The organism is Anabaena sphaerica FACHB-251, assembly GCF_014696825.1.
Taxonomy (GTDB): Bacteria; Cyanobacteriota; Cyanobacteriia; order Cyanobacteriales; family Nostocaceae; genus RDYJ01.
In genome coordinates, this window is sequence record NZ_JACJQU010000005.1 from 164,781 (window position 1) to 178,132 (window position 13,352).

At 40.7% G+C, this 13,352-nt stretch carries 9 protein-coding genes and 1 pseudogene; 4 read left to right on the plus strand and 6 right to left on the minus strand.

The window, feature by feature from the left end; all coding sequences use genetic code 11:
* Nucleotide 1: 1 nt before the first annotated feature.
* Nucleotides 2-1,594, plus strand: a pseudogene (locus H6G06_RS11480) (Tn3 family transposase); the annotation flags it as partial.
* Here H6G06_RS11480 and H6G06_RS11485 read toward each other — a convergent pair.
* Nucleotides 1,591-2,211 (minus strand): tyrosine-type recombinase/integrase, encoded by a 621-nt coding sequence (locus tag H6G06_RS11485; RefSeq protein WP_190560154.1) that lies wholly within the window; start codon nucleotides 2,209-2,211, stop codon nucleotides 1,591-1,593. The pseudogene H6G06_RS11480 and the gene H6G06_RS11485 sit on opposite strands and share 4 nt — an antisense overlap.
* Before the next feature lie 18 nt (nucleotides 2,212-2,229).
* Here H6G06_RS11485 and H6G06_RS11490 point away from each other — a divergent pair, with 18 nt between their 5' ends.
* The gene (locus H6G06_RS11490) at nucleotides 2,230-2,844 is read left to right on the plus strand and encodes a restriction endonuclease (protein ID WP_206754714.1); all 615 of its coding nucleotides are present in this window, start codon (nucleotides 2,230-2,232) and stop codon (nucleotides 2,842-2,844) included.
* Nucleotides 2,845-3,123: 279 nt separating this feature from the next.
* On the opposite strand, the gene H6G06_RS11495 is transcribed toward H6G06_RS11490, so the two are convergent.
* From H6G06_RS11495 to H6G06_RS11505, 3 genes are read right to left on the minus strand one after another with little or no spacing between them, the layout of a single operon-like run.
* Complete coding sequence (locus H6G06_RS11495) at nucleotides 3,124-3,504, minus strand: hypothetical protein (RefSeq protein ID WP_190560158.1); 381 nt, start codon at nucleotides 3,502-3,504, stop codon at nucleotides 3,124-3,126.
* Nucleotides 3,497-3,685: a hypothetical protein gene (locus H6G06_RS11500; RefSeq protein WP_190560160.1), complete on the minus strand. Its 189-nt coding sequence runs from the start codon at nucleotides 3,683-3,685 to the stop codon at nucleotides 3,497-3,499. Before H6G06_RS11500 ends, H6G06_RS11495 begins: the two co-directional genes overlap by 8 nt.
* The gene (locus H6G06_RS11505) at nucleotides 3,682-3,849 is read right to left on the minus strand and encodes a hypothetical protein (RefSeq protein WP_168646016.1); all 168 of its coding nucleotides are present in this window, start codon (nucleotides 3,847-3,849) and stop codon (nucleotides 3,682-3,684) included. The genes H6G06_RS11500 and H6G06_RS11505 overlap by 4 nt, the downstream gene beginning before the upstream one ends.
* A gap of 191 nt (nucleotides 3,850-4,040) precedes the next feature.
* Between H6G06_RS11505 and H6G06_RS11510 the strand changes: the two genes are divergently transcribed.
* The gene (locus H6G06_RS11510) at nucleotides 4,041-5,249 is read left to right on the plus strand and encodes an XRE family transcriptional regulator (protein WP_190560162.1); all 1,209 of its coding nucleotides are present in this window, start codon (nucleotides 4,041-4,043) and stop codon (nucleotides 5,247-5,249) included.
* Between the two features lie 20 nt (nucleotides 5,250-5,269).
* Entirely contained in the window at nucleotides 5,270-5,815 is a 546-nt protein-coding gene (locus H6G06_RS11515; RefSeq protein ID WP_190560164.1) for a PIN domain-containing protein, read from the plus strand.
* A gap of 67 nt (nucleotides 5,816-5,882) precedes the next feature.
* On the opposite strand, the gene H6G06_RS11520 is transcribed toward H6G06_RS11515, so the two are convergent.
* Nucleotides 5,883-7,952, minus strand: a complete 2,070-nt coding sequence (locus H6G06_RS11520) for a prolyl oligopeptidase family serine peptidase (protein ID WP_190560166.1) — start codon at nucleotides 7,950-7,952, stop codon at nucleotides 5,883-5,885.
* A gap of 297 nt (nucleotides 7,953-8,249) precedes the next feature.
* A complete protein-coding gene (locus H6G06_RS11525) occupies nucleotides 8,250-13,100 on the minus strand; it encodes a hybrid sensor histidine kinase/response regulator (protein WP_190560168.1) in 4,851 nt (1,616 codons plus the stop codon).
* Nucleotides 13,101-13,352: the final 252 nt, after the last annotated feature.

Consider the following 13,352-nt stretch of genomic DNA (forward strand, 5'->3'; position numbering starts at 1 on the left):
TGAAATTAGCGTTTTGCAAGCTCTTAGAGAAAGACTCAGTTGTAAGGAAATCTGGGTATTAGGAGCTTCTCGTTATGGTAATCCAGATTATGATTTACCAACTGATTTTGACCAACAACGTCAGATTTACTATCAAGCTTTAACCCTTCCATTAGATGTAGAAACTTTTATCTCAAACTTACAACAACAAATGGTACAAGGGTTAGAAAAACTAGACCAGGGAATGCCCAAAAACCCAGATGTCACTATTCTCGGTAAGAAAGGTCAGGGTTTAATTAGACTTAGCCCGATAGACCCTGTATCTGAACCTATCAATCTCAAACGACTGAAGGGAGAAATAAATCAGATTTGGCATCAAACCAGTCTTTTAGATATTCTCAAGGAAACAGATTTAAGAGTTGATTTTACCCGTAACTTTAAGAGTATGGGGACAAGAGAAATTATTGATAGAGAAACACTACAAAAGCGATTATTGCTCTGTCTCTACGGGATGGGAACAAATACTGGATTGAAGAGAATTAATACAGGAATAAATGGGGAAAACTATCAAGATTTACTCTATGTACGTCGTCGTTATATCCACAAAGACCAGTTACGTAGTGCCATTGCGGACGTTATTAATGCCATTTTTGAGATTCGTTTACCCCACATTTGGGGGGAAGGAACTACTACCTGTGCCAGTGACAGCAAACATTTTGGAGCATGGGACCAGAATCTTATGACCCAGTATCATTTGCGTTACGGTGGTCGAGGAGTGATGATTTATTGGCACGTCGAGAAGAAGTCGGCCTGCATCTATTCCCAACTCAAAACTTGCTCCAGTAGTGAAGTTGCAGCCATGATTGAAGGGGTGTTACGTCACTGTACCAATATGGATGTGCAGAAAAACTATGTGGATAGTCATGGTCAAAGTGAGGTGGCCTTTGCTTTTACGCATCTGTTGGGATTTCAGTTAATGCCCAGATTGAAGCGGATTAAGGTACAGAAATTATATCGTCCTTATACTGGACAATCTGAGGCTTACCCTAATTTACAGCCGATTCTGACTCGTCCTATTAATTGGGATTTGATTCGTCAACAGTATGACCAAATGGTGAAGTATACTACTGCTTTAAAGTTGGGAACGACAGAAACTGAAGCTATTTTAAAACGTTTTAGCAGAAATCCTTTCAAACATCCTACTTATCTGGCTTTACTCGAATTAGGACGAGCAATTAAAACAATTTTCCTGTGTCAGTATCTTCAGGAGGAGGAAATACGACGGGAAGTTAATGAAGGATTGAATGTAGTAGAACGATGGAATGGGGTTAATGATTTTATTTTCTATGGTAAAGGTGGGGAATTCGCTTCAAATCGCCTGGAGAGTCAGGAGTTGTCTGTGTTATCTTTGCATTTATTGCAGATATGTTTGGTCTATGTGAATACTTTAATGATTCAGAGTGTTCTAGAACAGAAGCATTGGCAGCAAAAGCTAACAGAAACTGATAAAAGGGCAATTACTCCTCTGATTTTCAGTCATGTCAACCCTTATGGTACATTTAAGCTGGATCTCAACGAAAGGATTGCTGGTTTAACGGAACAGGCGGTCGCTTAATCTCTCCAGAAGTTCTCAAATCTCTGAGGTGACATTTGGGTATAGCGTACTGTGTGGTGTATATTTTTGTGTCCTAAATAATCTTGAATGGCTCTGGTATCATGACCTTGGGCTGCTAAATAGTAGCCACAAGCATGGCGCAGTTGATGGGGATGAACTGGTTCAGTGATTCCAGCACGCTCACCTGCTCGTGCAATAATGTGACGAACGGCTCTGGTTGATAGTGGAGCTTTGCGCTCGGACACAAAAACATAGGGAGTGTCGGGATAATCCCGTTGCAGTTGACGCAAGGCTCTTAATTCTGGAGCGCGTAATGGATGAACGGTATCATGGCCATGTTTGAGACGATGAATGTCGATATAGCCCTCTGACAAATCTATTTGTGACCACTTGAGCGCAACTAACTCAGCAGTACGTAGTCCATGCCGGAACATAAGTAATATCATTGCTGCATCCCGTACCCCATGCCGACCGACAGAGCGAGCCGCACTGATCATTGCTTCGACTTCTTTCGATCGCAAATATTCTCGTTCGCGAGCAGATGGGCGTTTGGCTGGTGGAGTCGAGCAGTTGGTTGACTTTGCCGAAAATGGAAGTTGAGTAGTGTGGATAGACATAGGTCAAATCCTCACGCCTTGGTTGCTATCTCCAGCATACTTTGCCTAAAAGGAGATGAACTAGGCAAAGTTATTATTAGTATTTCTTATCAATCAAGGCTAAATCAAGGGTTATTTTTACCAAATTTCACAAGGTTGCCCCTGGTTGCACGAACCTTCTATTTACGCCTACATGAGCGATTTATTGATTCGTTTAAATTACCGCCACAAAGGAGAGGTTATGAATTAGAAAAAATATTTACCGATTTGATGAAGATAAGTAATATTCCTGTAGAAGAATCATTCAAAATAGAAGGAGAACAAATAGATGGAGCAATTAAATATGATAGTTACTATTATATAGTTGAATTAAAGTGGACTGCAAATAAAGTTAATCAAGCTCAAATATCCAGTCTTTACATGAAAGTAGAAGGTAAGATGCAATCTCTGGGATTATTTATTTCAATGAATGGCTATTCTCAAGAAGCTTTAGAATCCCTAACAAGAGGGAAACCTATGCAAATTATACTTCTCGATGGTACACATTTAATGAGTGTTATATCTGGTATTCGTACCTTTAAAGAATTATTAGAACACGCAAGAAAGGAAGCATCTTTGAAAGGCAACATATATTGTTCTCATGATATTTCATAAAGGTTATTCTTCTTCTGTGTGGCTTTGCTTTGCAAGAAAGATCATAAGAGGGTGTTTGAAAAGTATTAGATGAAACCAATAATCTCCAGAAAAATAACCCCTCTACCCCCCTTTCCTACAATGGGTATTTCAAAGCCTATCCCCGCGTTGGTGAGAGGTTGGGAGAGGGATTTATACATTAAAAACTTTTAAAACATCCTCTAAGGTTAGTCTTGACCTACGATTTAATTAACCATAAAAAAATCCGTCTTCCATCAAGATATTTCCACTATAATCTATTCACGCTTCTATTTTAATACTGGGGGATACTTGGATTTTTGGTAATGGTTTTAATGGGGTATTTACTGGGGAATAACGACAATAACAAATAACTACTGATTCAAAAGTACCCACAGGTAAATCTGGTACATATTCTTCTACCTTTGAAACTTCCCAATTACCAATTCTATAATGTGTACTTGCACCTGGAAACTCAGGATCTACATATTCTTCAATTTGACAAAATTCCTTGAGTCTATAACCTGGTTCGGGAATAGGTTTTTTAGAACCGTCATAATGTTCAGCTAGGATATCAGTACAAGCTCCAGTATGAGATAGTAACATTTTTTCCCAGTTTTCTAACTGTCCTTTATCTGCTTTAAAAATAATATATTTACTCATTTTCTGATTCCTCATGATAATTAGGAAATTCTGTTTCACCTTCAAACACACAATCCACTTTGAGAATTTTATTATTAGTAGGTTCTACTTTCAATAATTCCCATCCGTATTTATCAGCCATTTCTTGACATTTATCTCTATCTGTTGCTGCGTGTCTGGAAATTTTTTCTTCATCTGTCATGGTGATTTTACTTGTTGAGACTTTTTGTTTTCAGCGATCGCTCTTTTGACAATCACCTTAGCTAGTTGAGGAACACTGAGAAATTCTCTAGCAGCCCAATCTTCTAAGTATTTATATTCATCCTCTTCTATACGAATTGTCATTTGCGGTTTTTTGGAAGGCATATCTAACCATGATTCACTACTCCTAAATTATCGTTCTTATTAGTCTGATTGACTAATAATGAATTAAAGTAGTTACAGGTGAGTCACTTGTAATTATAATATTAACAGGTGATATATTTGTCAACCATATAAAAATCTGACATTATAGCTAAAATAATATAATTAATACCTGACATTATTAGAAAACCATCATGACTACCAACATCCTGGATAACATTGACCTGCGGACATTAGGAGAACTCCTCCAACAAGCCCGTAAAAAATGCAACATGACTCAAGCGGATGCAGCCAAGATTATTGATGCTGCACGTACCACCATGATTGCTATTGAAAAAGGAGAACGTCGCCTCAAAGCCAATGAACTGATTAAACTTGCCCGTGCTTACGGACGTTCTGTGAGTGAATTTGTTCGCCAACGTCCCATAGTTCAACCTTTTGAAGTGCAGTTTCGCGCACTTTATCAACGCAGTCAGGAACAACAAGCAGAAATTGAACCATTTATCCTGCATTTAGAGGAATTATGTCAGAATTACCTAGAACTTGAGAAAATCATGGATGCGCCAATAGCGCGTAACTATCCTCTTGAGTATCAAGTAACTGATATGCCCATTAAATCTGCTGCGGAGAGTATAGCAGTAGCAGAACGTCAAAGACTGGGTTTAGGTGATGCGCCTATTTCCCAACTGCGGGACATATTAGAACAAGATGTGGGTTTACGGATCTTCTATTTGCAGATGCCGCAAAAATACTCAGAAGTGTATAGCTATAACGAAGAAGTTGGCGGTTGTATGGCTATCAATGCCAATCATCCAGAAGAACGTCGGCGCTGGTCAATGGCGCATGGATATCTGCACTTTTTAGCGCATCGGCAAAAACCAGAGTTTCATTTTGATGGTCAATATCAGCGATTTCCTGAAAGTGAGCAACTAGCAGAAACTTTCCCCAAATATTTCTTGATGCCTACCAGTGGATTGCTGAAGCGGTTTAATGATATGTACCGTACACACGGCAAATTCACGCCAACTAATTTATTTACACTAGCTCATTACTACGGTGTGTCCGTAGAAGCCCTGGTTTATCGGTTAGAAGAAATGGAACTTCTACCTTCAGGAACTTGGGAGAAATTGCGAGATAGAGGTTTAAAAGTCAGAAAGATACAGGAAGAACTAGGTTTAGAACAGATTCCCCAACGGGTTGATATGATGCCTCTGCACTATCAACATCTCGCAATTGAAGCATTAGATCAAGGTTTAATTACAGAAGGGCGTTTTGCTGAATTTCTTCATGTTGATCGTTTAGAAGCCCGTCGTATTGCGGAAGCATTACGGGAATATTCAAGCGGAATGATGGAAGAAGATACAGATTTTGATTTGCGTCAAATCCAAACTGCTGGGAAGTGAGGAAGTATATATAAATTGCTATGAAAATTACTCACTCCCACATTATTTTTGATGCTTGTTGTGTTCTCAATCTTTGTGCATCTGGTCAATTTTTAGCAATTTTGAAATCTCTTCCTGCGGAAATTGTCGTGACTACAGTTGTTCAAGAACGGGAATTAAAGACACTCGAAAGTCTCAAGGAAGAAGAAAATGATACTGTGTCAGAGTTTGAAGCAGCTATTCAACAAGGTTTATTAAAAGTTGTAGATTTTGAATCAGAAGAAGAGGAAGAATATTTTGTAAACTATGCGGCTATTCTTGATGATGGTGAGTCAGCAACTTGTGCGATCGCCGTTCAAAGAAAATGGGCGATCGCAACTGATGATAAACGAGCAATTTCATTTATTCAAAAAGAAGCTCCCAATATTCAAATAATATCAACCTCAGAAATAATAAAAAATTGGTCAGAAAAACAAAGTATTGATTCTGTCATATTAAGTAACGTCCTCAATGCAATTAAGATTAAAGGACATTATGTACCCCCAAAAAATGATCCTTTGCGAACTTGGTGGACAAATGCCTCTTAATCTTCCTTTCTCTGCGCCTCTGCGTCTCTGCGTGAAACAAAAAAGGTGGGAACACCCCACCCAAAAATTAAACCTCAACCTCCAAAACCCTCACCAAAAACCCCCACTTATCAGCCGCTTCCTCAATAATTTTCGCCGTCGGTTTACCAGCACCATGTCCAGCTTTAGTCTCAATTCTAATCAACACCGGCGCATCCCCAACATGACATTCTTGCAAAGCAGCAGCAAACTTAAAACTATGGGCAGGAACAACCCGATCATCATGATCAGCCGTAGTAATTAAAGTAGCAGGATAAGCTGTTCCTGACTTTAAATTATGCAACGGAGAATAAGCATAAAGCGTTTTAAATTCTTCCGCATTTTCTGAAGAACCATATTCAGCCACCCAAGCCCAACCAATGGTAAATTGATGGAAACGCAACATATCCATTACCCCCACTGCGGGTAAAGCTGCTGCAAATAATTCCGGGCGTTGTGTCATACAAGCACCCACCAACAAACCACCATTACTACCACCACCAATAGCTAATTTTTGCGGTTGGGTGTAATTATTAGCAATTAACCATTCAGCAGCAGCAATAAAATCATCAAAAACATTCTGCTTTTTCTCCTTCATTCCCGCTTGATGCCATTCTTCCCCATATTCACCACCACCGCGCAAATTAGGTACAGCATAAACTCCCCCCATTTCTAGCCATACCAAAAGGCTAACGGAAAAATTGGGAGTTAATGAAGCATTAAAACCACCATATCCATAGAGATAAGTTGGGTTATTGCCATCTAATTGAATACCTTTTTTGTGAGTGATAAACATCGGTACTTGTGTACCGTCTTTACTTTGATAAAAGACTTGTTTTGTCTCATACTCATCAGCATTAAAATCTACCTTGGGTTGACGGAAAATTTCACTTTGACCCGTTTTCATGTCGTAGCGGTAGATAGTTCCAGGAGTAGTAAAACTGGTGAAACTATAAAAAGTTTCTGTATCATAACGCTTACCACCAAATCCTCCTGCTGAACCGAGTCCTGGTAATTCTACTTCTCTAATAAAATTACCTTGTAGGTCAAATATTTTAACTTGACTATGAGCATCTTGGAGATAATCAGCCACAAATTGATTATTTAAAATGCCTAAACTTTCTAATGTTTCTGCTGCTTGGGGAATAATTTCTACCCAATTTTCTGAAGCTGGATTTTTAGTATCAATGGCAATAACTCTACCGCGTGGGGCATTTAAATCTGTGCGAAAATAGAAAACACTATCGTCATTATCTATAAAGCTGTAATCTGCCTCAAATTGGTTAATTAATTCGATTACTTCAGAATTAGGTTGAGTCAAATCTTTGTAAAAAACCAAGTTTCTGGGGTCAGTTCCCAACCAAACAGAAATAATCAGATATTTGCCATCTTCCGTAACACTGCCACTAAAACCCCATTCTTTTTGATCTGGACGATGGTAAATTAATATGTCTTCTGATTGAGATGTACCAAGGTTGTGATAATAAAGCTTTTGGTAATAATTAACATCCTCTAATTTGGTTTTTTCGTTGGGTTCATCATAACGACTGTAGAAAAACCCTTGATGGTCATGAGTCCAAGATGCACCAGAAAATTTAACCCATTGTATATAATCTGGTAAATCTTCACCTGTTTGAATATCTCTAACTTTCCATTCTTGCCAATCTGAACCAGAAGTAGATAAACCATAAGCTAAAAGTTTACCATTTTCACTAATTTCAATACCAGAAAGAGCAACTGTCCCATCTTCAGAAAGTTTGTTAGGGTCAAGTAAAACTCTAGGTTCTGCATCTAAACTGGGGAGAGTATATAGAACACTTTGGTTTTGTAAACCATCGTTTTTGAAATAAAAATAAGTTTCACTTTCTTTAAAGGGAATACCATATTTTTCATAATCCCAAAGTTTAGTGAGACGCTGTTTAATTTTTTCCCTGGTAGGAATTTCGTTGAGGTATGCAAAAGTAACTTGATTTTGTGCCTCAGCCCAAGCTTTCGTTGCTTCTGCATCCGGGTCTTCTAAAGCACGGTAAGGATCTGATACCACAGTACCATGATAATTATCAGCTTGATTGCTTTTGCTAGTAGTGGGATATTTGAGGGGTTCGTGTGATTCAGACATAATTAATAGTTAACGGTTATAAGTTAACAGTTAACAGTTGTCAGCGGGAAAAGGCAATAGGGAATAGGGAATAGGAAATAGGAAATAGAGAATAGGGAATAGGGAATAGGAAATAGAGAATAGGTACATAATTTTCTCTCCTGCGCCCCATCTCCCCATCTCCCCATCTCCCCTGCTCCTCTGCTCCTCTGCTCCTCTGCTCCTCTGCTCCTCTGCTCCTCTGCGCCTCTGCGCCCCATCTCCCCTGCTCCTCTGCTCCTCTGCGCCTCTGCGCCCCATCTCCCCTGCTCCTTCCCCCTAAGCAGTAACAAGTTTTTCACCTTTGAGCATCCGAGAAGCAGCTTCCAATAAAGCTTCTTCTAGATAGGGTTTAGTAAAGTAACCACTAGCACCGAGTTGAACCGCCATCTGTCTATGTTTGTCTGCACCTCGTGAGGTCAGCATAGCTATAGGTAGGTGATTAAGGCTACTATCTTTTTGGATGCGTGAGAGCAATTCCAGCCCATCACAGCGGGGCATTTCGATGTCACAGAAGACGATATCGCAAGGTAAACCAGAACGAAGTTTATCCCAAGCTTCTTGACCATCACGGGCTTGTTCAACGCGATAACCCGCTTTGGTAAAAGTGAGAGAAAGTAATTCCCGCACAGTAATTGAGTCATCGACAATTAGCACTGTCGGCTCAATTTTCGCCTCTGGAATTTCATGTATAGGAGGAACCGTTCTTCTTTGCCAAGAACTACCACCAATTTGTTTAGACATCTTACCTTGGAAGATGTCAATAATTTCTAAAACGTCGGCAATAGGCATAATGCGACCATCACCGAGAACTGTAGCACCAGCAACACCACTGGGTTTGGGTGCGGGTCCTTCAAATTGCTTAATGACTATTTCCTGTTCGCTTAATACTTGGTCAATCTGGAGAGCAACCATTGTATTACCTGAGCGCACGACGACAACAGAAATCATGTCATCATCTCGCGTACTGCTATAGATGTTACCGCGACTAATCTGGCGATTGAAGGCTAAAATTTCCTGTAAAGGACGGAATTGTAGAACTGTATCCCGCCACCAAATAAAAGATTGTCCATCAGCATCTTTTTGAATATCTGTGACGGATATATCTAGTGTGTCTTCCACACCGTCCATGGGGAAAGCAATTCTCGACTTATTGGAGATACAGCAGAGAGCTTTACAAATACTCAAGGTAAGTGGTAAGCGAATGGTAAAGGTAGTTCCTTTGCCCAGTACCGAATCAGTGCTAACCGTGCCACGAATTTCGTTAATATCGTTTTGAACTACGTTCATACCCACGCCCCGGCCTTTGATATCATCAATTTCATCGGCTGTGCTGAAACTGGGCAGGAACAAAAGTTCATAAGCATCTTGGCGAGACATATTTTTGGCATCTTCTGCTGTAATGATACCTTTTTGAATCGCCTTGCGCTTAACCTTTTCGTGATCAATACCAGCACCGTCGTCAGTGACGGCAATTACGGTTTGGTTGCCTTGGTGGAAAGCGCGGATAGAGATGGTTCCCACAGGTGATTTACCAGCAGCTGTGCGGACTTCTGGAGTTTCAATACCGTGAGCGATCGCATTATTGAGCATATAGGTGAGCGGGTCAGTGAGATGATCCAAAATCATCTTGTCAACTAATGTATCTGCCCCTTCTGCCACCAATTCTACTTGTTTTCCATACTTGATGCCGTTATCCCGCACCCCTCGACGCAAGCGGTCAATAGCTTGGGCAAAAGATACCATTCGCGTTCTGGTCAGTCCCTCTTGTAGCTGGGTGGTGACTTGGCGGAACTGCCGCGCTACTCGCTCGGTTTCTTCGGTAACAAAGTCAATGTCGCTCGCTGACTCCCGAACTCGGACAATGTATTCTATGGTCTCCTGGGAGAGAGTATGGAAGAGGGTAAACTGATCCATCTCCAGTTCATTAAAACCTCTGTCATGGGCATTACCAGAATGACCTTGTTCTCTGGTGGATCTACGGCTGCTCAACAGAGAAGCTTCCAGGAGCGATCGCTCGTATAACTCCTGCATTCTTGCACCAACATCGGAAAGATGTTGAATTTGAATCAGCAAGTTATCTAATGACTGTCGCAGGCGCTCTTGATCCTGCTCTAAAGTATTGCGATTGACCACCAATTCCCCAACTAAGTTGCTCATCTCATCCAGTTGCTTAACTGGAATCTTCATGCTTTCTTCTTTAACACGACGAATAGCCGGACGTGGAGTTTTGCTGGTGTTAGATTTTATTCCTCTTCCTGGTGCGTTCATTGTTTGATCCGCTTCGGCCAGCAACTTCTCCAAGTCTCCAAATTCATCAGGTATTTCTGAAGACCCAGCAGCATTTTGAGCTTTTGCAACTACAGGTTGGCTCTGTTGTGGTGGCGCTTTCGGCATCTGTGCTGCCTCAGCATTATCTGTACTCAGTAATGCTTCTAAAGCGGCAAAATCAACTTCTGGTATGGAAACTGGATTGGAGGTTTCTAATTCTGCATCTAGTAATGCGTCTAAGATAGCAAATTCATCTGAGACGGAGGCTGGATTTGCTGAGGTATCTGCTGTTGTAGTTTCTAATTCTGGTTGCTGAGAATTTGCTTCGGCCAGCGTAAGTTCAAGTTGATCAAATACATCTGCTGTGACTTCCCCTGCTTCTAAACCGAATTCTAGGAAATCAGCCTCTAAAGGCTGTTCAATCTCTTCTACCAAGTTTTCGCTCAGATCCTGGTTTAATACCTCTGGCTGTGTTTGGTCGTTAAAACTGAGAATTCCAGCCGGCTCGGCAGCAATCTCTATGGTTTCCTGGTCATGATCAATTGACTCAGTTACTGTTGTATTCTCATTGCTGTGGTCATCAAAATTAGCAAACAGATCCAGTGCTTCTGGTTCCTGGGAGAAGTTTTGAATTTCCGGTAAAGACAACTCATCATGATCTACTGTTTGGAAAGTAGATTGAGAATTTGCTAAATCAGCAAATAAGTCATCTCCACTATCTTGTGTCAACCAAGGATCTCCCAACTCTTCTGGCTGAGTTTCAGTAAAATCAAAGTCTCCCAAATAAAAGTTGAGGTTAGAACCTGACTGCTGACTATCAGCTAAAGCTTCCCCAGAGGCTGCAAATAAACTATCTTCTAATTCCTTGGCCACATCTTGTCCAAGTTCAGCCGCGAGTTCTTCGGCTGGTGCTGCACCTATCTGATCCCAGAAGCTATTGAAGTCGTATTCAGCGGCAGAAACTTCTGCTCCTGTGTTTAGAGGTAGAGCAAATAAATCACCAATTTCTAAATCGTCTGTTGCTTCTGTTGTATCCTGTTCAAGTTCACTAAACAGATTATCTAAAGACAAGCTTTCGGGTTGGGGCTGGATCAGTTCTGATGCAGGTTCTCCCAACGTCAGTTCCTCTGGAAAATCAGCATTTGTATTCGTTAATAAGTCATCAATACTGTTTGACACGACAGTAGATTGTGGTTGAGTTATTTCCTCTTGGGAGAATGATAATATCTCATTATCTTTTAGGCTAAATTCCAAAAGACTCTCCACTGCTTGATCAGTTTCTTCAGAAGATTGGGATGCGTCTGGAGAACTTACCGACAAGTCTTCGGTAATATCAGATAGGAAGAATTCTAAATTGGCATTAGCAAGAGAAACATCGTTAGTTTCTGGAGTTTGAGGAATTGTTGTTTGATTTTGCAGTTCTGAATTCTCTGATTCCAAAAAGGTTTCGCCGAATAATAGAGTGAGGTCTTCGGTTGTATTATTGTCAAGGGTTTGTAGTTCCTCATTGCTGGCATCATTATCCAATGAGAGTAACTCCGCTAAATCGTGATCCATATCCTCAATTGGATCATTACTAATTCTAATTCCTAATTGATGGCTACTAGTGTCTATTATTTCTTCTTGTTGCCAGGTTTTATCGAGTTCCTCAGTCTCTCCCCCAAACAAATCCTCTAGAGTATTTAACTCAGCAATGCCTATCTCTAAACCATTCATGTCAACAAAACTACTACTGATGTTGAGTAGTTCATCTTGATCAGTCAATAAGGAATTGATACTAACTTCAGTTGCATCTATGTCGGTTAGGGATGTTTCTGGCAAACTATCAAATTCGTGATCGCTGGTAGTTGATAGATTAAATTCTTCTATTGGTTCAAATGTAAGTGTGCTGTTGTCTGGTAACAGCGAATTATCTGTATGGATCTCTAGTGTAGCCGTAACTTCTGTGTCAGTTTGTGGTTGGTCATTACCCCAATCCAATTGTAGTTCTGGGAACTCAAGTTCTGGAATTAACTCAAGTGCTTCTAGTTCCTGACTAACAGTTATTTCTGCTTCTCTACCTTGAATAACAAATTCTTGACCTTGTTTAATTTCGGTAATAATAATTTTGGCTAAAGTCAGATAACTATTGTCGGGATTGGCGATCGCATTGGTTGCTGATTCACACAATTTACTCCAACTGGGCAAATTAAATTTCTCACCAAGTTTAACCAATTGCTGACAGCATTCCTGTAAATTTGCCCTGGATGAAGGTGTGCTACTGTGTTTAAACAGTTGCAGCATTTCCCGCAGGGATTGTAGGACTTGATTTTGAAACTCTGACCAATTAGTGTTTTGGCTGGCTACTAGTGGTTTTTGTCGCTGCTCTTGAGGTACAGCATCTTGTTTTGGCAGTTCTGGCTGTGCAGATGCAGCCATAGGCATAGTACCACCTGCCGATTGTAAAAGTAGTTCTAGATGCTGATTCAGTCCTGCGAAGATCGGTTCTGTTTCTGACATCAAAGTTTTTGCGGTTTCCTCTGACAGTCCAAATGGACTACTCAAATGATCCAACAAAGCTTTTAAAGTATCAGAGACACCAAGAAACAAAGACTCTAATTTTTGATCTACTTGAACTGGATGCTCTCTCAGCACTTTGAAACAATCTTCCAGCCGGTGAGACGTGTGCTGGATACTACTGAGTCCCAACATAGCCGCCCCTCCTTTAATGGAGTGAGCAGCCCGGAAGACTTCGTTGATCATTTCTGAGTCGTTGAGAGTATCTTCCAGCTTCAGTAACCCCTGTTCGATAGTGTTCAGGTGGTCTCTGGCTTCTTCGATAAAGTAACCTAAAATCCGTTGTTGTTGTTCAGGCTGCATAAACAAGGATGAAGAATAAAGGATGAATGATTAATGCAGGATCAAGGTTGAATTTTGGATTGGCGATTTTAAATTTTAGATTGTTCAGTCCCTCTGGGTGATGCCTCCGGCAAACCTATGGCTATAGCTTGCGTAACGAAGTAGGAGTCATACGCCATGCTGTGCTATCGGTAAACAGCAGTTGCACCCTGCGGGAAGCCGCACTCCGTGCGTCTACATGGGGGAAACCCCCAAGACCGCACTGTCTCAACA